This is a genomic window from Demequina lignilytica, from assembly GCF_030418305.1.
GTDB lineage: Bacteria > Actinomycetota > Actinomycetes > Actinomycetales > Demequinaceae > Demequina > Demequina lignilytica.
Genome location: NZ_JAUHPX010000003.1, coordinates 302,671 through 321,532, shown reverse-complemented (window position 1 = coordinate 321,532; position 18,862 = coordinate 302,671). Strand labels below are relative to the sequence as shown.

The 18,862-nt window shown below is 73.4% G+C and carries 20 protein-coding genes; 17 read left to right on the top strand and 3 right to left on the bottom strand.

Translation table 11 applies throughout. The annotated features are described in order from the left end of the window. The first annotated feature begins 1 nt into the window (after window position 1). The 10 genes from QQX10_RS06875 (at window position 2) to QQX10_RS06830 (ending at window position 9,217) form a co-directional block, all read left to right on the top strand. Window positions 2–361 (top strand): DsrE family protein, encoded by a 360-nt coding sequence (locus QQX10_RS06875; protein ID WP_301119336.1) that lies wholly within the window; start codon window positions 2–4, stop codon window positions 359–361. A gap of 148 nt (window positions 362–509) precedes the next feature. Further along, window positions 510–1,073 carry a heme-binding beta-barrel domain-containing protein gene (locus QQX10_RS06870; protein ID WP_301119334.1) on the top strand — a complete coding sequence of 188 codons (564 nt, stop codon included), beginning with the start codon at window positions 510–512 and terminating at the stop codon, window positions 1,071–1,073. A 25-nt stretch (window positions 1,074–1,098) separates the two neighbouring features. Beyond that, window positions 1,099–2,238, top strand: coding sequence for a CAF17-like 4Fe-4S cluster assembly/insertion protein YgfZ (gene ygfZ, locus QQX10_RS06865; protein WP_301119332.1), 1,140 nt, complete (start codon window positions 1,099–1,101; stop codon window positions 2,236–2,238). 283 nt (window positions 2,239–2,521) lie between these two features. After that, window positions 2,522–2,782 carry a hypothetical protein gene (locus QQX10_RS06860; protein ID WP_301119330.1) on the top strand — a complete coding sequence of 87 codons (261 nt, stop codon included), beginning with the start codon at window positions 2,522–2,524 and terminating at the stop codon, window positions 2,780–2,782. Window positions 2,783–2,784: 2 nt separating this feature from the next. Next, window positions 2,785–3,216, top strand: coding sequence for a type II toxin-antitoxin system VapC family toxin (locus QQX10_RS06855; protein ID WP_301119328.1), 432 nt, complete (start codon window positions 2,785–2,787; stop codon window positions 3,214–3,216). Window positions 3,217–3,222: 6 nt separating this feature from the next. Then, window positions 3,223–3,582: a DUF2516 family protein gene (locus tag QQX10_RS06850; protein ID WP_301119326.1), complete on the top strand. Its 360-nt coding sequence runs from the start codon at window positions 3,223–3,225 to the stop codon at window positions 3,580–3,582. Between the two features lie 7 nt (window positions 3,583–3,589). Then, a complete protein-coding gene (gene dtd, locus QQX10_RS06845) occupies window positions 3,590–4,015 on the top strand; it encodes a D-aminoacyl-tRNA deacylase (protein WP_301119324.1) in 426 nt (141 codons plus the stop codon). A 228-nt stretch (window positions 4,016–4,243) separates the two neighbouring features. Then, complete coding sequence (locus QQX10_RS06840) at window positions 4,244–6,757, top strand: ATP-dependent Clp protease ATP-binding subunit (RefSeq protein ID WP_301119322.1); 2,514 nt, start codon at window positions 4,244–4,246, stop codon at window positions 6,755–6,757. Between the two features lie 296 nt (window positions 6,758–7,053). After that, a complete protein-coding gene (locus QQX10_RS06835; RefSeq protein WP_301119320.1) occupies window positions 7,054–8,193 on the top strand; it encodes a neutral zinc metallopeptidase in 1,140 nt (379 codons plus the stop codon). A 10-nt stretch (window positions 8,194–8,203) separates the two neighbouring features. Beyond that, window positions 8,204–9,217 carry an aldo/keto reductase gene (locus tag QQX10_RS06830; RefSeq protein ID WP_301119319.1) on the top strand — a complete coding sequence of 338 codons (1,014 nt, stop codon included), beginning with the start codon at window positions 8,204–8,206 and terminating at the stop codon, window positions 9,215–9,217. Window positions 9,218–9,236: 19 nt separating this feature from the next. Here the strand turns inward: QQX10_RS06830 and QQX10_RS06825 are convergent, their stop codons facing one another. Then, window positions 9,237–10,142 (bottom strand): HhH-GPD family protein, encoded by a 906-nt coding sequence (locus QQX10_RS06825; protein WP_301119317.1) that lies wholly within the window; start codon window positions 10,140–10,142, stop codon window positions 9,237–9,239. Window positions 10,143–10,201: 59 nt separating this feature from the next. On the opposite strand from QQX10_RS06825, the gene QQX10_RS06820 reads away from it, so the two are divergent. Then, window positions 10,202–10,828, top strand: a complete 627-nt coding sequence (locus QQX10_RS06820; RefSeq protein ID WP_301119315.1) for a hypothetical protein — start codon at window positions 10,202–10,204, stop codon at window positions 10,826–10,828. A 27-nt stretch (window positions 10,829–10,855) separates the two neighbouring features. Here the strand turns inward: QQX10_RS06820 and radA are convergent, their stop codons facing one another. Continuing rightward, window positions 10,856–12,229 carry a DNA repair protein RadA gene (gene radA / locus QQX10_RS06815; protein WP_301119313.1) on the bottom strand — a complete coding sequence of 458 codons (1,374 nt, stop codon included), beginning with the start codon at window positions 12,227–12,229 and terminating at the stop codon, window positions 10,856–10,858. Between the two features lie 78 nt (window positions 12,230–12,307). Between radA and QQX10_RS06810 the strand changes: the two genes are divergently transcribed. From QQX10_RS06810 to proC, 5 genes are read left to right on the top strand one after another with little or no spacing between them, the layout of a single operon-like run. Further along, complete coding sequence (locus QQX10_RS06810; RefSeq protein ID WP_301119311.1) at window positions 12,308–13,495, top strand: hypothetical protein; 1,188 nt, start codon at window positions 12,308–12,310, stop codon at window positions 13,493–13,495. Further along, window positions 13,492–14,106, top strand: coding sequence for a TetR/AcrR family transcriptional regulator (locus QQX10_RS06805; protein ID WP_301119309.1), 615 nt, complete (start codon window positions 13,492–13,494; stop codon window positions 14,104–14,106). Before QQX10_RS06810 ends, QQX10_RS06805 begins: the two co-directional genes overlap by 4 nt. Before the next feature lie 32 nt (window positions 14,107–14,138). Next, window positions 14,139–14,870, top strand: a complete 732-nt coding sequence (locus QQX10_RS06800) for an ABC transporter ATP-binding protein (RefSeq protein WP_301119307.1) — start codon at window positions 14,139–14,141, stop codon at window positions 14,868–14,870. Continuing rightward, entirely contained in the window at window positions 14,867–15,616 is a 750-nt protein-coding gene (locus QQX10_RS06795) for an ABC transporter permease (protein ID WP_301119301.1), read from the top strand. Before QQX10_RS06800 ends, QQX10_RS06795 begins: the two co-directional genes overlap by 4 nt. 50 nt (window positions 15,617–15,666) lie before the next feature. After that, on the top strand, window positions 15,667–16,509 hold the full coding sequence (gene proC / locus QQX10_RS06790) for a pyrroline-5-carboxylate reductase (RefSeq protein ID WP_301119294.1): 843 nt from the start codon (window positions 15,667–15,669) through the stop codon (window positions 16,507–16,509). Window positions 16,510–16,639: 130 nt separating this feature from the next. Here proC and QQX10_RS06785 read toward each other — a convergent pair whose 3' ends face one another. After that, the gene (locus tag QQX10_RS06785) at window positions 16,640–17,677 is read right to left on the bottom strand and encodes an aminotransferase class V-fold PLP-dependent enzyme (protein ID WP_301119292.1); all 1,038 of its coding nucleotides are present in this window, start codon (window positions 17,675–17,677) and stop codon (window positions 16,640–16,642) included. 78 nt (window positions 17,678–17,755) lie between these two features. On the opposite strand from QQX10_RS06785, the gene QQX10_RS06780 reads away from it, so the two are divergent. Beyond that, window positions 17,756–18,640 (top strand): LysR family transcriptional regulator, encoded by an 885-nt coding sequence (locus QQX10_RS06780; protein WP_301119290.1) that lies wholly within the window; start codon window positions 17,756–17,758, stop codon window positions 18,638–18,640. The last annotated feature ends 222 nt before the right edge of the window (window positions 18,641–18,862 follow it).

Sequence of the window (18,862 nt, the reverse complement as noted above, 5' to 3'; positions counted from 1 at the left end):
CATGCCCGCGCTGGTGGTCAAGTGCACCTGGGGCGCGGAGCGGCCGGAGGCGTTGATGCAGGCGTTCACCGTCGCCGCGACCGCGGCCGCCAGCGGCCGGACCGTCAGCGTGTGGCTCACCGGTGAGGCGAGCGTCCACGGCGTGCTCGGGTCGGAGGACGTGGAGCTGGCGTACTCGCCGCCACTGTCCGCGCTGCGCGAGGCGATCCTCGCCGCCGGCGGGACGCTCACGGTCTGCACGCAGTGCGCGCAGCGGCGCGGGATCACCGAGGCGGACCTCATCGAGGGCGCGCGCATCGCCGGCGCCGCGGCCTTCGTCGCCGAGGCGACCGCGCCCGACGCGACCGCGCTGGTCTACTGACCCCTGCCGAAGGTCCCGGATCCACGACTAGACTCACCCCTATGACCGCTCTTGAGATGACGTTCACCGCCCTCGCCGTCGCGGGCTTCGGCGCCACCGCCTGGATCGCCGGGATCGTGGTCTACCGCCTGGTGAAGGGTCCCGCCCGGTGACGTTCGTCATCCCCAGCGACCTCGCCCCCGAGGTCTACCCGCTCGCGTGGGTGGTCGGGACCTGGGAGGGCCACGGCGTGGTCGACTACCCCGGGATCGACGCCGCCGACTTCCGCCAGCGGGTCGTGTTCGATCACGACGGCGGGCCGTACCTCATCTACTCGTCGACCATCACGCTGATGGGACCCGACGGCGAGGACGGCCAGGTCTGGTCCCAGGAGTCCGGCTACTGGCGCGTCGCGCCGTCCGCGCCTGAGGGCGTCACCCTTCAGGACTTCCAGCACCCGCTCGAGGTGGTGCTCGCCGACGCGTCCGGCCTGCTCACCGCGTACTTCGGGGCGGTGGGCAACGGCCGCATCGACCTCGCCACGCGGTTCGCGGCGGCCACCGAGTCCGGCCCCGACGTCCGCGGCGCGACCCGCATGTACGGCAACGTCGGCGGCGAGCTCATGTGGGCATGGGACCTCGCGGCGTTCGGCCAGGAGCTGCAGTCCTACGCGAGCGCGCGGCTGTCGCGCGTCGAGGGTCCCGAGGTCCCCGACGCGCCCGAGGAATCCTGAGAGCGTCCCCGCGCGTTCACCGCACATGAGCATCTCACCGACCCTCGCGCGGCACGGCGCGGTCCCCGCGGAGGGACCCGACGCCGGCGTCGCCTGGCACTACGGCGACCCGACGGCCGAGCAGCGCGCGCTCGAGGCAGGCCGCGCGGTGGTCGACCAGTCGCACCTCGGAGTCGTGACGGTGACCGGCCCGGACCGCCTGAGCTGGCTCAACTCGCTGTGCACGCAGGAGGTCGCGGCGCTCGCGCCCGGCGTCTCCACCGAGATCATGATCCTGTCGCCGCAGGGCCGCATCGAGCACGTCGCCGGTCTGATCGACGACGGCACCACCGCCTGGCTGCTCACCGAGTCCGCACCCGCGCTCGCCACGTTCCTCGACCGCATGCGCTTCATGCTGCGCGTCGAGGTGGACGATGCGACGAGGGCCTGGGCGGCGATCGGCGAGGCCGTGTCGCGCCCCGCCGCCGACGGCGAGCCCGTCACCTGGGTGGACCCGTGGCCTCACATCGCCGCGGGCGGCACCACCTATGCCGCCTCTCCCGCAGATCACCCCGGTGCCACGCGGGCCTGGCGGCTGGTGCTCGTGCCCCGGGACTCGCTCGCAGATGAGATCCAGGCACGGCTCGACGCCGGCTGGACGCTCGCGGGCACCTGGGCGACCGAGGCGATCAGGATCGCCGCGCATCGTCCCCGCGCCGCCGCCGAGATCGACGCCACCACCCTGCCGCACGAGCTCGACTGGCTCCGCACCGCGGTCCACCTCCACAAGGGCTGCTACCGCGGGCAGGAGACGGTCGCGAAGGTCCACAACGTGGGCCGGCCTCCCCGGCGCCTCACGCTGCTCCACCTCGACGGCTCCTCGCACGAGATCCCCGCGGCCGGCGCGGACGTGCTCGGGAGGGACGGTGCGGTGGTCGGCCACGTGACCTCAGCCGCCCGCCACCACGAGCTGGGTCCCATCGCGCTCGCCGTGCTCAAGCGCTCGGTCGACCCGTCGATGACGCTCACCGTGCCGACCGACGGCGGCCGGGTCGCCGCGGCGCAGGAGCTGATCGTGAACGCGGACGGCTTCTCCGCCGACCGGCCCCCGAAGGTGGGGCCCACCATGAAGGGGCTGCTGATGGGCAAGGGCTGCGCGGCGGACGGCGGCGACCTGCCCGACTGAGGGACCCTGCCGGCGCGCGCATCGTCCCTCGGGACCGGCTCCCGGTCGGCGCTCCCGCAGTGGCGCGCCGCGCCCACCCCACGCGCGAGCTCCACGCCGCCCCTCGCCCACTCCACACAGCCCCTCGCCCACCCCACATCCGCGAAATGGACGCTGGGTGCACAGGAACAGCCGGTTCCGAGCACCGAGAGTCCATCGGGGTGGGGAGCGCGAGCGGCCAGCCCGGGACGATGCGCGCGGCGCGCTCCCGGCAATCCGAGCGCGCCGGCGTTACGGTGAGGGCGTGGAGATTCCCGCAGGCGAGCTCGGCTCGCGCATCGAGGAGGCCCTCGCAGCGGCGCGTGGGGGCGAGGACGTGGTCATCACCGAGGACGGGATCGCCGTGGCCCGGCTCGGCGGCGTCGACTCGGCGCCGCTCATGGAGCGCCTCGCCGCCGACGGTGTGATCGCGGTCCCCGCCGACGAGCGCGCGGTGCCCCGCCTGCCGCAGGCGGAGGCCGCCAAGGACGCGCTGTCCAGCCTGCTCGGACGCCTGCGCAGGTAGCGATGTCACTGGTCTACCTCGACACCTCGGCCCTGCTGAAGCTCTGCGTCCTCGAGACCGGCTCCGACCTCGCGGTCGCCGTGTGGAAGGGCGCCGACGCCCTGGTCACCTCGCGGATCGCCGATGCGGAGGTCCGCTCCGTGCTCGCGTCCGCCGAGCGGATCGGCCGGATCGACGCCGCTCCCGCAGCCCAGGCACGTGACCGCTGGGCCGAGCTGTGGCCCGGGCTCGCGAAGGTCGAGGTGGTCGGGGCGGTGACCGACCGCGCCGCCGAGCTGGTCGACCGCAGGCCGCTGCGCGCCGGTGACGCCATCCATCTCGTGAGCGCGCTGCTGCTGGCGGAGGCGAGGCCGCTGTTCGTCGCCTGGGACCGCCGGCTTGCGACCGCGGGCCGCGCGGAGGGGCTCCGGGTGCTGCCGCCTGCGCTAGCGTAGGTGCCCATGCTGGGCTTCCTTCAGGAACTGATCAACTGGGCGCTGTCCGCCGCGGTCCTCGCGGGCGGCATCTGGGCGCTGATCGACGCGATCCGCCACTCCGACGGGTCCTTCTCCTCCGCGGGCAAGCTCTCGAAGATGGTCTGGGTCGCGATCCTCGCGGTCGCCACCGCGATCGCATTCATCTCCCTGCCCGCGCTCCCGATCCTCAACATCTTCGGCGCCAGCGGCGGCGGCGTGTTCTGGATCGGCGGCCTCGCGGCCTCGGTCGCCATCATCGTCTACCTCGTGGGCGTGAAGCCCAAGCTCGGCCCGGCCACCGGCGGCTCGGGCGGCTCGCGCGGCCGCTCCACCGGCGGCTGGTGAGCGCCGGGTGAAGGCGGTCCTCCAGCGCGCCTCGCGCGCGTCGGTCACGGTCGACGGAACCGTCACCGCATCGTTCGACCGGCAGGGGATCCTCGCGCTGGTCGGCGTCACGCACGGCGACGGACCCGACCAGGTGGCGACCATCGCCCGCAAGATCGCGGACCTGCGGATCCTCGACGACGAGCGGAGCGCGGCGGATGTCGACGCCCCGATCATCGTGGTGTCGCAGTTCACGCTCTACGCCGACTCCCGCAAGGGCCGCCGCCCCACCTGGAACCAGGCGGCGCCGGGCCCGGTCGCCGAACCGCTGGTCGCGCAGGTGGTCGAGAAGCTGCGTGAGAACGGGCTCACCGTCGGCACGGGGATCTTCGGCGCGGACATGAAGGTCGAGCTGGTGAACGACGGCCCGGTGACCATCCTCCTCGAGGCCTGACGCCGCCCCTCCCCCTCCTACCGGGACACTCAGCACTGCTGGGGCCGCGCATCGTCCCCCCACGGGACGACCAGTACCGATCGCACGATGTTTCGCCGCGGTAACCATCGTCACGCCCCTGGCGAAATCGGGCAGACCGGCCCCATGCCCGTGGTTAGCCTGGAGACACCGCGGCGGAGCTGTCGCCGCGACCCCCGGCCCCGGCCGGACGATTCAAGGGAGGGTGACATGTTCGAACGGTTCACCGATCGGGCCCGTCGAGTGGTGGTGCTCGCGCAGGAAGAGGCGCGCATGCTCAACCACAACTACATCGGGACGGAGCACATCCTCCTGGGACTTGTCCGCGAGGGCGAGGGCGTCGCCGCGAAGGCGCTCGAGGCCATGGACATCTCTCTCAACGGCGTCCGCGAGCAGGTGCAGGAGATCATCGGCGAGGGCTCGCACGCCCCGTCGGGCCACATCCCCTTCACGCCGCGCGCCAAGAAGGTCCTCGAGCTGTCCCTGCGCGAGGCGCTGCAGCTGGGCCACAACTACATCGGCACCGAGCACATCCTGCTGGGCCTCATCCGCGAGGGCGAGGGCGTGGCAGCGCAGGTGCTCGGCAAGCTCGGCGCGGACCTGGGCGGCGTGCGCCAGCAGGTCATCCAGCTGCTGAGCGGCTACGAGGGCAAGGAGCCGGTCGCCACCGGCGCCGGCCCGCAGGAGGGCCAGCCCGCGGGCTCGACGGTCCTCGACCAGTTCGGCCGCAACTTCACGCAGGCGGCGCGCGAGGGCAAGCTCGACCCGGTGGTCGGCCGCGAGCTCATCATGGAGCGCGTCATGCAGGTCCTCAGCCGCCGCACCAAGAACAACCCGGTGCTGATCGGCGAGCCCGGCGTCGGCAAGACCGCCGTGGTCGAGGGCCTCGCCCAGGCGATCGTGCGCGGCGACGTGCCCGAGACCCTCAAGGACAAGCACCTCTACACGCTGGACCTCGGCTCCCTGGTCGCGGGCTCCCGCTACCGCGGTGACTTCGAGGAGCGCCTCAAGAAGGTGCTCAAGGAGATCCGCACCCGCGGCGACATCATCCTGTTCATCGACGAGATCCACACCCTGGTGGGTGCGGGTGCCGCCGAGGGCGCGATCGACGCCGCGTCGATCCTCAAGCCCATGCTGGCCCGCGGCGAGCTGCAGACCATCGGCGCGACCACGCTCGACGAGTACCGCAAGCACGTCGAGAAGGACCCCGCGCTCGAGCGCCGCTTCCAGCCCATCCAGGTGCCGGAGCCGGAGCTGTCGCACGCGATCGAGATCCTCAAGGGCCTGCGCGACCGCTACGAGGCGTTCCACCGCGTCACCATCACCGACGACGCGATCGTGGCTGCCGCCACCATGGCAGACCGCTACATCTCCGACCGCTTCCTGCCGGACAAGGCGATCGACCTGATCGACGAGGCGGGCGCGCGCCTGCGCATCCGCCGCATGACCTCCCCGCCGGAGCTCAAGGAGCTGGACGACAAGATCGCGAACGTGCGTCGCGACAAGGAGTCCGCGATCGACGAGCAGGACTTCGAGAAGGCCGCCAACCTCCGCGACGTGGAGCGCCGCCTCTCCGAGGAGCGCGCCCGCAAGGAGGAGGCCTGGAAGTCGGGCGACCTCGACGTGGCCGCGGTCGTGGACGAGGACCTGATCGCCGAGGTGCTGTCGATGTCCACCGGCGTGCCGGTGACCCGCGTGTCCTCCGACGAGTCCAACCGCCTCCTCACCATGGAGAAGGAGCTGCACAAGCGCGTGATCGGTCAGGAGCAGGCCATCAAGGTCCTCGCCCAGTCGATCCGCCGCACCCGTGCCGGCCTCAAGGACCCGAAGCGTCCCGGTGGCTCGTTCATCTTCGCCGGCCCGACCGGTGTCGGAAAGACCGAGCTCGCCAAGGCGCTCGCCGAGTTCCTGTTCGGCGACGAGGAGTCGCTGATCTCGCTCGACATGTCGGAGTACGGCGAGAAGCACACGGTGGCCCGCCTGTTCGGTGCGCCCCCCGGCTACGTCGGCTTCGAGGAGGGCGGCCAGCTCACCGAGAAGGTGCGTCGCAAGCCGTTCTCCGTGGTGCTGTTCGACGAGGTCGAGAAGGCCCACCCGGACATCTTCAACTCGCTGCTCCAGATCCTGGAGGACGGCAAGCTGACCGATGCTCAGGGCCGCGAGGTCAACTTCAAGAACACCATCATCATCATGACCACCAACCTGGGTGCGGACGCCATCTCCCGCCGTCAGGCGACCGGCTTCACGGCGCTGACCGAGGGCGGCCACACCTACGAGGACATGGTCAAGCTGGTGAACGGCAAGCTGAAGGAGCACTTCAAGCCGGAGTTCCTCAACCGCGTCGACAACGTGGTGGTGTTCCCGCAGCTCACCCAGAACGAGATCATCCAGATCGTGGACCTCATGGTCGCCCGCCTCGACGAGCGCATGAAGGACAAGGACATGGGCATCGAGTTCACCACGGCGGCCAAGGCGCTGCTCGCGGAGAAGGGCTACGACCCGGTCCTGGGCGCCCGTCCGCTGCGCCGCGCGCTGCAGCGCGAGATCGAGGACCCGCTGTCGGAGAAGATCCTGTTCGGCGAGGTCACCTCGGGGCAGATCGTCCGCGTCGACGCGCAGGGCGAGGGCATCCTCGGCGAGTTCACGTTCGAGGGCGTCGACCGCGACGACGTGACCGGCGAGCCGCTCACCACGGACCCCGAGGTCACCACCAAGAAGGACTAGCGCTCCGCCCCTCCCAGGCTTGGAACGCAGACGAGGCCCGGCTCACCCGCGAGGGTGGGCCGGGCCTTCGTCGTGCCGGGCGGGCGGCGGGACGATGCGGGGGTGGGCTCCGGTCATGAGCGTCCCGGGCGGCGCCACGGGGCCGGCGCCGCAGTACTGAGCGTCCCGGCGGGGGTGGGCCGCGGGCGGTCGGACGATGCGGGGGCGGGCGGCGGGCGCCGGTCGGACGGGGGTGGAGGACGTGGCACCCGTCACATCGGCCCGAACTCCTACAAATCGGACGTACCCTGATCTGCGTGCGTGTGACGGCCTGGACCCTCCCCGCCGCCGCGGCCCTGCTGCTGGCGGCGTGCTCCGGCGGCCCCGCGGACGACGACGCGCCGGGCACCGAGGCCGTCACCCGCGACACCGTCGACGCGCTGGACACCTTCTGGACCGCGCGGGTGCCGGACTACACGTCCCCCACGGTCGACCTCTACCGCGAGGCCGACCTCCCGCTGGCGGCGAACGCCTGCGAGATCCCGCCGGAGCTGTACATCGACAACTCGTTCTACTGCGGCGCGGACCGGTCGATCGCGCTCAACCTCGACCTGCTCGAGGGGCTGTCCGACTCGCAGGACTCCCCGGGCCCGGCGATGCTGGTCGCCGCGCACGAGTGGGCGCACCACGTCTCCCTGCTGGAGGGGCTCGAGGCGCGCATCGACGTGGGCGAGGAGCTGCAGGCCGACTGCAGGGCCGGGATCTTCGTCGGCGCCGTGGAGGACGGCGGCTACACGGTCAGCGTGTCCCCCGAGGATGTGGACGCGATGCTGAGCTCGCTCGTCGACCTGTCCTACCTCGACGAGACCGGCTGGTTCGACGCCGGCGCCCACGGCGACCCCTTCGCCCGGACGCAGGCGCTGTGGATCGGCTACGAGACGGGCAGCGAAGACTTCTGCGACGCGTACATCGCGATGGAGGACCGGGTCGCGGAGGCGGACTTCGACGACTTCTCCGTGTCCTTCCTGCCGTCGATGACGATCGTGAACGAGGCGACCAGCCGCGACGGCTACCCGTTCGCGCGCGCCGCGTCCGACTACTTCGAGGACCTCACGGTGGTGGCGTACGAGGTGCCCGCGAGCTCGCAGGACGCGGTCGACGTGTTCCATGCCGTGGTCGACGAGGAGTTCACCGGCGACGGCATCACGGTGCTGGACGACGTGGCGGCGCGCGAGGTCGAGGAGTGGCGCGGCGCGACCGCGGTGTCCGCCCGCTATGCGCAGGTCTACGGCGGCGATCCGTACCACGGGATGCTCCTGGTGGTCACGGAGGGGCAGGGCAAGGCCGCGCTGCTCGACGTCTACGTCCCGGGCGAGGCCCCGGCGGTCGAGGACGAGTCGGGCTGGCGGTATCTCGAGCAGGCCACGGACGCCCTGCTGCGGGGCGTGGACCCGTAGTCTGGCAGGCATGACCAACGATCCGTACGCTGCCGAAGCCGCCCGCTACGACTCCATGGACTACCCCCGCTGCGGGCGGTGGGGGCTCCGCCTCCCGCGCATCAGCCTGGGCCTGTGGCAGAACTTCGGCGGGCACCATCCGCTCGACCGCCAGCGGGGGATCATCCTCGCGGCCTTCGACATGGGGATCACGCACTTCGACCTGGCGAACAACTACGGGCCTCCGCCGGGGAGCGCGGAGACCAACTTCGGCGGGATCTTCGCGCGCGACCTCGCTCCGTACCGCGACGAGATCATCGTCTCCACCAAGGCCGGCTACTACATGCACCCGGGGCCCTACGGCGAGTGGGGTTCGCGCAAGTACCTCCTGAGCAGCCTCGACGCGTCCCTGTCGCGGATGGGCCTCGACTACGTCGACGTCTTCTACCACCACCGCCCGGACCCCGACACGCCCATCGAGGAGTCGATGATGGCGCTCGACCAGGCCGTGCGCTCGGGCAAGGCGCTGTACGCGGGCATCTCGAACTACGGCCCGGCGGAGACCGAGGAGGCCGCCCGGATCCTGGCCGAGCTCGGCACCCCGCTGCTCATCCACCAGTTCAAGTACTCGATGTACGAGCGCACCCCCGAGGACGGCCTGCTCGACGCGCTCGATCAGGTGGGCGCCGGCTCGATCGTGTTCTCCCCCCTCGCGCAGGGCATGCTCACGGACCGCTACCTGACGGGCATCCCCGCGGGCTCGCGGATCACCCACTCGCAGTTCCTGCACGAGGAGCAGGTCACCGAGACCTACCTCGCGCGGACCTCCGCGCTCAACGAGATCGCAGCCGGTCGCGGCCAGTCGCTCGCCCAGCTCGCGTTGCAGTGGGTGCTGCGCGGCGGCCGTGTCACCTCGGCCCTGGTGGGCGCCTCCTCGGTCGCGCAGCTGAAGGCGAACGTGGCGGCCCTCGACTTCCCCGAGCTCACGGAGGCGGAGATCGCCGCCATCGAGCCGCACGCGGTGCACGGCACGTACTACGCCTAGCGACGATGCGCGGGGCCGGTCACAGCGTGTAGGTGCCGCGGTCGGCGTCGTCGAGCCGGATGAGCCCGTCCGCGAGCAGGCCCTCGAGGCAGCGGTCGAGCTGGCCGGGCTCGACGTCCTCGAGGGTCGCGTGGCCCGTGACGTTGACGGGGGACGATGCGGCGCGCAGCAGCGCCATCACCCGGCCGCGGACCTGGCGGTCCGTGCCGTGCCATGGCTGCGTCCGGCGCGGAGCCAGGTCCAGCCCGGGCCGCCCCTGTGCTAGCCACGCGCACTCCCGGGCCAGCGGGCACTCGTCGCACCGCGCCACCCGGGCGGTGCACACCAGCGCGCCCAGCTCCATCGAGGCGACGGCCCACTCGGCCGCCCCCGCATCGTCCCGTGGCACCAGCGACGCCGCATGCGCCCGCTCGCCCACCGTCTGATGCGCGGCCGGCAGGGCGCGCCCGTGCCACGCGCGGCCGATCACCCGCCTGACGTTGGTGTCGAGCACCACCGACCGCCCGCCGTGCGCGAAGGCCACCACGGCGGCGGCGGTGTAGTCGCCGATCCCGGGCAGCGCCACGAGCTCCTCGTAGGTGCGGGGCACCACGCCGCCGTGCCGATCGACGAGAGCGCCGGCGCACTCCCACAGCCGCTTGGCCCGCCGCGGGTAGCCGAGCCGCCCCCAGGCTCGGACCGCGTCGGCCTGCTCGGCTGCGGCGAGGTCCACGGGGGCGGGCCAGCGGGCCATCCACTCGCGCCACACCGGCTCGACTCGGACCACGGGGGTCTGCTGCAGCATGATCTCGCTGACGAGCACCCCCCATGGGGTCGCCGAGCCCCCGCGCCACGGCAGGTCGCGGCCGGCCTGGGCGAACCATTCAAGGACCGCGGCGACCATGCGCGCATCGCGCGCGGCGGCGGACTCGGATTCGTGCGGCATGCCGCCATTCTCCCGGTCCCGGGCGCGGTTACGGTAGACGCAGAGTCCGGAGGTGAGTGATGGATCAGGTGCCCCAGGCGCCGCGGCGGCTGCCGCCGGAGGTGTACCGGCGCCGACGGATCGTCGTCGCGTTCGCGCTGATCGTCATCGTCGCCGTGACCTGGCTCGCGATCCGCGCGATCACCTCGAGCGGCGCCGACACCGCCGCGCCGAGCGCCACCCCGTCCCCGACGGCGACCGCCGCGCCGAGCGCCTCCCCGTCCCCGACCGTGACCACCAGCACGAGCGCCGAGCCCGCCGCGATCGCCGACTGCACCGCCACCGACGTCGCGGTGGCGCTCGGGACGCCCGACGTGTCCGCCGATGCCGTCACGTTCCCCGTGACGCTGACCCAGATCGGCACCGTCGAGTGCCTGCTCGACGGCACGGTCGACACGTCCCTGCTGATCACGTCCGGCGACACCCGCGTGTGGATGTCGACCGACTGCGACGCGACCGCCGCGATCCTGGACACGAGCTGGCTGCTGCAGCCGGGCGCCGAGGAGACGACGTCGGTGGCCTGGCCCCGCGAGTGGTCCTTCGAGGGCTGCGGCAGCTCGAACGACGTGCCGCAGCCCGGCTACTACTACGCCGAGCTGACCGTGCAGGGGATCACCGCCGAGCGGCTCCAGTTCCAGATCGGGTAGCGGCGCCCCTGCCCCGCGCGGCGGGTCTCACTCCCCGGGGATCGCGAGCGCGACCGCCTCGGCGACGGAGCCCACCGGGTGGAGCCGGATCCCCGCCGCGAGACGCCCGGCGTCGACCTTGGCCGGCACCACCACGTCGGTGAAGCCGAGCCTGGCAGCCTCGGCGACGCGCTGCGCCGTGGCCGCGACCGGACGCACCGCACCGGAGAGCGCCACCTCCCCCACGGCGGCCCAGCCGGCCCGCACGGGACGGTCGGCGCGAGCCGAGGCGAGGGCGAGCGCCAGCGCCACGTCCGCCGCCGGCTCGATGACCCGGGCGCCTCCCACGGTCGAGACGTAGACGTCGTCGGCCGCGAGAGCGACGCCCACGCGCCGGTGCAGCACCGCCAGGAGCATGGCGACGCGCGACGAGTCGACCCCCGAGGTGGCCCGGCGCGGGTTCGACAGCGCGCTCGGAGCCACCAGCGCCTGGATCTCCGCCGGCAGCGGCCGCTTGCCGTCGAGCGTGATGGTCGGGCAGGTGCCGGGCACCGGCTCCGACTCGTGCGACAGGAACAGCCCGCTCGGGTCCGCGACGGACTCGATGCCGGAGTCGACCAGCTGGAAGCAGCCCACCTCGTCGACCGAGCCGAAGCGGTTCTTGAGCGCCCGCAGGAGTCGCAGCGGGCTGTGCTGGTCGCCCTCGAACTGGCAGACCACGTCGACCAGGTGCTCGACGATGCGCGGGCCGGCGACCGACCCGTCCTTGGTCACGTGCCCCACGAGCACCATGGGGAGGCCACGGGTCTTCGCGGCCTGGATGAGCGCGGACGAGACCTCGCGCACCTGCCCGACGCCGCCGGGGGTGCCGTCGATCTGCGCGGAGGCGATGGTCTGGATCGAGTCGATCATCACGAGCGATGGCGCCGCCTGGTCGAGGTGGGCGAGCACGGCGCCCAGGTCCGTCTCGGCCGCGAGGAGGACCTGGTCCTCCAGGGCCCCGATGCGCTCGGCGCGCAGCCGGATCTGGCCGGCGCTCTCCTCGCCCGACACGTAGAGCACCGTGCCGCCGTCGCGCGCCGCACGCGCGGCGACGTCCAGCAGCAGGGTCGACTTGCCGACTCCCGGCTCGCCGGCGAGCAGCACCACCGCGCCCGGGACGAAGCCACCGCCGAGCACCCGGTCGAGCTCGCCGACGCCGGTCGGAGTGCGGCGCGCCGCGGCCGCGTCGACCCGCGGCAGGGGGGTCGCGGGCGTCGTCACCGCGGTGGCCTTGGTGGCCGGGCCCGCCGGGGCGGCGCCCGCCTCGACCACGGTGCCCCACGCCTGGCACTCGCCGCACCGGCCCACCCACTTCACAGCGGTCCAGCCGCACTCGGTGCACCGGTAGCCGGGGGTGCTCTTCCTGGTCGAGGTCGCCATGCGGCACACGCTACCCGTGCGGTGTGACACGCGGTGCGGCGCCGCCGCGCGGTCGGACTGCGCCTCTACGCTGGCCCCATGACCGAGCACCCCGAGGGTCCCGACGCGCGCGCAGGGGACGCGACGGACGTGCCGGAGCGCGACCAGGTCGCGCCATCCAAGCCCGTGACGCCGCTGTCGCCCCGCCGGAGCGCACCGTCCCCCGAGCCCGTCGATGTCGAGGTCGACGAGTCGGTGATCGTGTCGCCGGTGGCGTCTCCTTCGCCCGACGAGGTCGCGCCGGAGCCGCGCGGCCCCTTCGAGACCATGCCCCAGGACGCGCCCGCGGTGGCCGACGGCCCCCTGACCTCGATCCAGCTGCTGGGACGCGCGGCCGCGGCCAACGCGTCCCTCTCTGCCTCCGGAGCGCCGACCCCCCTGGGCGGGATCCCCCGGGTCGACGCGAACGGCGCCGCGCCGGCCGACCTGGGCGACTCCGAGCCGCGGTGGGTGCCGACGTTCGCCGGAGCGGCCGCGGCGCCCGGGGACGAGCCTCGCGTGTCGACGCCCGAGCCCGCGATCGCGTCGGCCGCGGACCTCCGCCGACACCACCTGGATGCGGACACACCGCTGTACCGGCCCCGCGTCGCCGCGTCCGAGGACGGTACGGAGGGCCCCGGCTCCCCGCCCGACACCCCCGCGCCTCCGCCCGCCGTCGACCTCGCGGAGCGCCGGCCCGGGCGCGCCTGGCCCCTGGTGCTCATCGGCCTCCTCACCATCGCGGCGATCACCCTCGCGATCCTCTGGCCCGCCCTGCACCCGGCAGCCATCGACATCCCGGCGCAACGGGTGATGAGCGCCCCGGCGGGCGCCGTCGTGGAGCCCATCGAGCTCGAGGAGCCGACGCCGTTCCTCGCCGCGATGCCGCTGGTGGCCGGCACGTGGGCCCTGACGGCGGTCGACACCCACGCTGCGGCGTCGGACGAGGCGCTGCCGGGAAGGGTCGCCGAGTGGCACACCCTGACCTACTCCGACGGCACCGAGGAGGTGACGGTGGAGGCCCGGCAGCTCTACACCGAGGACGATGCGCACCTGGCCCTGGTCGCCGCGGCGGGGAGCGACGCCGAGCTGACCGACGCGACCGCCGGCGGCCAGGTCGTGGGCGAGCGCGCCGAGCTCTCCGACGAGGAGGACACGCGGGTGATGTGGACCCACGGGTCGGCGTACTTCGAGGCGGTCGGAGCCGCGGGGACCGTCGACGGCCTAGTCGAGGCGCTCGGGCTGTGACCGGCAGCACCGCCGCGGAGCGCCCCCGCCAGCGGGGGCCACGGGGCGGCGACGCGGACACCCGCGGAGACATCCTCGCGGCCGCGGCCGAGGCCTTCGCCACCCAGGGCTACGGCGCCGCGTCGCTCCGGGGGATCGCGCGCCAGGCAGGAGTCGACCCGGCGCTGGTCCGGCACTACTTCGGGTCGAAGTCGGAGCTGTTCGTCGAGGCCATGCGCCCGCTGAGGGCGGACGATGCGGCGGTGACCGCGCTGCTCGCGACCCCGGCGGAGCAGCGCGGCGAGGCGTTCATCCGCCTCGCGCTCTCGCTCTGGGACGACCCGGTGATCGGCGCCCGGCTGCGAGCGATCCTCGCCTCCATCGCGGCCGTCGACGATGTGGGCGCCGCGTTCGCCCAGGTCATGATGCGCGACGTGCTGCTGCGGATGGTGCGACCCGACCACGCGGAGGATCGGGCCGCGGCGTGCGCCACCCAGATCGCCGGCCTCGCCATGGGCCGCTACGTGCTGCGCGTGCCCAGCCTCGCCGACGCCCCCGTCGAGCGGCTCGCGGCGATCTACGGCCCCACCTTCCAGCGCTACCTGGACGGGGACCTCGACCTCAGCGATTGACACGGTCCTCGACGGAGAGGAGTATTCATCACATGGAGAATTCACCGGCGGAACCTCCCGCCATCGACGTGTCCAGCCTCCGCGTGGTCCGCGGCGGCAAGGAGATCCTCCCCGACCTCTCCCTCGCCGTGCCGCGCGGCGCCGTCGTGGGGCTCCTCGGCCCCTCGGGCGCCGGGAAGTCCACGCTGATCCGGGCCATCGTCGGCGCGCAGATCATCGCCGGAGGCACGGTCACGGTGCTCGGCCACGAGGCCGGGTCGCCCCCGATCCGCGCGCGGGTGGGATACGTGACCCAGGCGCCCTCCATCTACCTCGACCTCACGGTACGCGAGAACGTGGCGTACTTCGCGTCGCTGGTGGGAGCGGCCGCGGACACGGTGCCCCACACCATCAACGCGGTCGGCCTCGCGGACCAGACCGACCAGCTGGCCGGCACCCTCTCGGGCGGGCAGCTCACCCGGGCATCGCTCGCGGCCGCCCTGGTCGGGCACCCCGAGGTGCTGATCCTCGACGAGCCGACGGTGGGCCTCGACCCCGCGATCCGCAACGACCTGTGGGCGCTGTTCCGGCGCTTCGCGGAGGCCGGCACCACCATCGTCGTCTCGAGCCACGTGATGGACGAGGCCGTCCGGTGCGACCGGCTGGTCTTCATCCGCGACGGCCGCGTGCTCGCCGACGGCACGCTCGCGGAGATCCTCGCCGAGACCGGGGCCGAGGACGCCGAGCGGGCGTTCCTCACGCTCGCGGGAAGGAGCGCGGCATGAACCCCCGGCTCACCGCGACCACCGCGAGGCGCATCCTCCAGCAGTTCCGGCGCGACAAGCGCACCATCGGGCTGCTCATGTTCGTGCCGATCATCCTGCTCACCCTGCTGTGGTGGATGTTCGGCGACACCCCGGATCCCGCCACCGGCCAGCCTCTGTTCGACCCGCTGGGCGCGAAGATCATGGGCCTCTTCCCCATGATCCTGATGTTCATCATCACGTCGGTGTCGACCCTGCGCGAGCGCACCTCCGGGACCATGGAGCGGCTCATGGCCTCGCCGCTGCGCCGAGGCGACGTGGTGATGGGCTACGCGGTGGCCTTCGGCATCGTCGCCGTGATCCAGGGGACCCTGCTGGTCCTGTTCAGCGTGTACGCGCTCCAGCTCGACATCCAGGGATCGACGCCCGCGCTGGTGCTCGTGATCGTCCTCGACGCGCTGCTCGGCACGGCGCTGGGGCTCGCCGCCTCGTCGCTCGCGCGCACCGAGTTCCAAGCGGTGCAGATGATGCCCGCCGTGATCCTGCCGCAGCTGCTCATCGCGGGGCTCTTCATGCCGCGCGAGGCGATGCCGCGGGCTCTCGAGATCATCTCGAACGCGCTGCCGATGAGCTACTCGATCGACGCGATCAACGACCTGGTCGCGGGCGACACCGGCGACATCTGGCCCGAGGTCGGGATCCTGCTCGCCTTCATCGTCGGCTCGCTGCTGCTCGGCGTCCTGACGCTCCGCCGCCGCACCGAGTGAGCGCCTCCCCGACCTGAACCGGCGATCCCTCCCGCGATAGGTTGGAGGGCATGAGCACCGAAGCCCTGTCCCCGTCCGACCTGCCCCGCGTCGCCGTGATCGGCGGCGGCGTGATGGGCGGCACCATGATCGCCGCGCTGCGCGTCGCCGGATGGCCCGGCGAGTCGATCACCGTGGTCAACCGCACCGCGGAGCGCAGCGCCGCTCTCGCCGCCGAGTACCAGATCACCGCCGAGGCCGACCCGCGCGCCGCGCTCGCGGGGGCCGGACTCGTGATCCTCGCCGTCAAGCCGCAGCAGATGGGCGACCTGCTCGACGCCGTGGGCGACGCGGTCGCGCCCGGCGCGCTCGTGTTCACCGTCGCGGCCGCGCTGCCGTCCTCGTTCTACGAGTCACGGCTGCCCGCCGGCACCGCGGTGGTGCGCGCCATGCCGAACACGCCCGCGCTCGTCGGCGCCGGCGCGACCTCGATCTCCGCGGGCGCGCACGCGACCGAGCAGCACCTGCTGCTCGCCGAGACCATGCTGCGGTCCACCGGTGTGGTCGTGCGGGTCGACGAGGAGCTGATCGATGCGGTCGGCGCCACCGCCGGGTCCTCGCCGGCCTACTTCTACGCGGTGGTCGAGGCCGTCGTGGAGGCCGGCGTGATGCAGGGCCTCGAGCGTGAGACGGCGACCCTGCTCGCGCAGCAGACGTTCATCGGCGCGGCCCGCCTGCTCGCGGAGTCCGGGGAGACCCCGGGCGAGCTCCGGCGTCGCGTGAGCTCGCCGGGCGGCACCACGCTCGCCGCGCTCGCCGCCATGGAGAACGCGGGTCTCCAGGGCGTGATCTCGGCCGGCATGAACGCCGCCGTGCACCGGTCGAAGGAGCTGGGCCAGCAGCTCGCGGGCTGATCTCGCCACCCCCACCAACACCCGCGAGATGGACGCGGGGGGCTCGATTCCGGCTCGTTTCGGGCACCGATCGTCCATTTCGAGGGCGAGGGCGGTGCCGGGTGAGGGCCGGGACGATGCGTCGCGCCCCTCAGACCCCGGCCGGCACCCCGGCGCGGATCGCGCGGGCCGCGTTGAGCGCATCGTCCTCGGTGCTGTGCACCCAGAACGCCAGGCGGGCGCGCCCGTTGCGGGTCGCGGCCCGGATGCCGGCCGCGGCCAGCGCGTCGGCGCGCGGCAGGTCGACCGCGACGATCGGCGACGCCCCGGGCGCGAGGCCCGCCTCCGCGCGGAACAGGTTCGCGAGGCCCACGGCGTGCTCGCGGATCGCCGGCGCGCCCTGGGCGGCCAGGATCTCGAGCGCCACCGCGCCTGCCTCCGCCGTCTGCCACGCGGGCGAGGTGTCGAGGCGCCGCGCCCCGGCGCTCAGGTCGGCCGCCGACCCGTACAGCGCGTCCCACGGCACGTCCGCCCCGTACCAGCTCGCCACGACGGGGCGGATCCAGGTCGCGGCCGGGTGCACGGCCGCCAACGCGATCCCGCGCGGCGCCCCGAGCCACTTGTAGGCGCTGGCGACCACCACGTCGAACTCGCGCGCCCGGATGTCCATCCATCCGGCGGCGTGGCTCGCGTCGACCAGGGTGCGCGCGCCGGCGACGCGGGCGGCGAGCGCGAGCGCGCCAAGATCCACGACCGTGCCGTCCGCGGACTGGACCGCGCTCACGGCGACCAGGTCGACCCCCGGGCGCACCTCGTCGACCAGCCGTGCGAGCGGCACCTCGATCACGCGGAGCCGGGGGTCGGCCTCGAAGGGCATGCGAACGGAGGCGAAGTCGCCGCGCGCGACCAGCACCCGGGCGCCGTCGGGCAGCGAGGCGGCCACCATCCCGACCACCTGCGAGGTCGACCCGGCGAGGGTGACGTCGGCCGCCTCGGCCCCCACCAGGCTCGCGTAGGCCGCGCGCATGCGGTCGACCGCGGCGTCGAGCGCCACGGGGTCGAGCGCGCCGACCGCCCACGCGTCGGTGGCCTCGTGCAGCGCACGGATGGTGGCGTGCGCCGGCAGCCCGTACGTGGCGGTGTCGAGGTAGCCCGGGACTCGGGGGAACAGGGGCGCGATCTCCAGCATGGATCCATGGTCAGGCGCGCCGGTGAACCAGACAAGATGCCGCTGTCGGCACCCAGACCTCGATGAGATGATGGTCTCATGATCGATGTCGAGCGTCTCCTCATCCTGCGCGAGGTCGCGCGCCACGGCTCGAAGGCCGCCGCCGCCCGCGCGCTCACCCTCTCCGAGCCCACCGTCGCCCACCACCTCCGGGCGCTCGAGCGTCGCGCCGGCGTGCCGCTCACCATGAGGTCCGGCCGCGTCACCCGGCTCACCCCGACCGGGGAGGCCCTGCTGCGGCACGCCGACTCGATCGCGGCGAGCCTCGAGGACGCCGAGCGCTGCCTCCACCGCCACTCGGGGCTCCAGGTGGGGCGGTTGCGTATCGCCACCTTCACGTCGTTCGCGGCGACCGTGCTGCCCCGGCCCCTCGCGATGTTCGCGCGCACCTACCCCGGCGTCGAGGTGGGGTTCGAGGAGAAGGAGACGGACGATGCGCTGGCCATGCTGCGGGCCGGAGAGGCCGACCTGGCCATCAGCTTCTCGGACTCCGCGACCCCGGCCCCGGAGGACCTGCCGCTGGTCGAGCTCGAGCGCGACGAGTACCTCGCGATCCTGCCGGCCTCCCACCCGCTCGCCGGGCGGGACCGCATCGACCTGGGCAGCCTCGCGGACGAGCGCTGGATCTCGGGCTGCGTCCGCTGCCGTACCCACCTGGTCGCGCACGCCGCCGACGCCGGGTTCGCGCCCAACATCGCGTTCCTGACAGAGGACTACGTGGCGGCGCAGCGACTGATCGCGGAGGAGCTCGGCGTCGCACTCCTCCCCCGCATGGCGCTCGACGCCAGCCCGGCCATCCCCGGCATCGTCGCGATCCCGACCCAGCCGCCCACCTACCGCGACATCTTCGTCGCGATGCCGGCGGAGCCCGCGCCCGCCGCGGCGGCCTTCGCCGAGCTGCTGACGGGAGGCTCGCTCGCCTGAGCCCCGGGCCCGGACACGGCTCGAGGCCCCCGGGGTGGCAGTCCCCGGGGGCCTCGTGTCCTGGAAGGAGGCGGTGCGGCTAGCGCCGCACCGCGATGCGGTGACGGTCGTCGGTGGCAGGGCCGACGACCGCGTGAGACAGCGACGGATGTCCCCCCGGGACCAACCTTCCCGGGAGGACGGAGCAGTCGAGCGAGGCCAGGTCCGCCGCGGCCGCGGCGT

Coding starts and splice junctions, on each gene's coding strand:
- QQX10_RS06810 (WP_301119311.1), top strand. CDS start 12,308: ATGACCGAGCACCCCGAGGGTCCCGACGCGCGCGCAGGGGACGCGACG.
- QQX10_RS06875 (WP_301119336.1), top strand. CDS start 2: ATGCCCGCGCTGGTGGTCAAGTGCACCTGGGGCGCGGAGCGGCCGGAG.
- proC (WP_301119294.1), top strand. CDS start 15,667: ATGAGCACCGAAGCCCTGTCCCCGTCCGACCTGCCCCGCGTCGCCGTG.
- QQX10_RS06785 (WP_301119292.1), bottom strand. CDS start 17,677: ATGCTGGAGATCGCGCCCCTGTTCCCCCGAGTCCCGGGCTACCTCGAC.
- QQX10_RS06850 (WP_301119326.1), top strand. CDS start 3,223: ATGCTGGGCTTCCTTCAGGAACTGATCAACTGGGCGCTGTCCGCCGCG.
- QQX10_RS06800 (WP_301119307.1), top strand. CDS start 14,139: ATGGAGAATTCACCGGCGGAACCTCCCGCCATCGACGTGTCCAGCCTC.
- QQX10_RS06825 (WP_301119317.1), bottom strand. CDS start 10,142: ATGCCGCACGAATCCGAGTCCGCCGCCGCGCGCGATGCGCGCATGGTC.
- QQX10_RS06780 (WP_301119290.1), top strand. CDS start 17,756: ATGATCGATGTCGAGCGTCTCCTCATCCTGCGCGAGGTCGCGCGCCAC.
- ygfZ (WP_301119332.1), top strand. CDS start 1,099: ATGAGCATCTCACCGACCCTCGCGCGGCACGGCGCGGTCCCCGCGGAG.
- QQX10_RS06830 (WP_301119319.1), top strand. CDS start 8,204: ATGACCAACGATCCGTACGCTGCCGAAGCCGCCCGCTACGACTCCATG.
- QQX10_RS06795 (WP_301119301.1), top strand. CDS start 14,867: ATGAACCCCCGGCTCACCGCGACCACCGCGAGGCGCATCCTCCAGCAG.
- radA (WP_301119313.1), bottom strand. CDS start 12,229: ATGGCGACCTCGACCAGGAAGAGCACCCCCGGCTACCGGTGCACCGAG.
- QQX10_RS06840 (WP_301119322.1), top strand. CDS start 4,244: ATGTTCGAACGGTTCACCGATCGGGCCCGTCGAGTGGTGGTGCTCGCG.
- QQX10_RS06855 (WP_301119328.1), top strand. CDS start 2,785: ATGTCACTGGTCTACCTCGACACCTCGGCCCTGCTGAAGCTCTGCGTC.
- QQX10_RS06820 (WP_301119315.1), top strand. CDS start 10,202: ATGGATCAGGTGCCCCAGGCGCCGCGGCGGCTGCCGCCGGAGGTGTAC.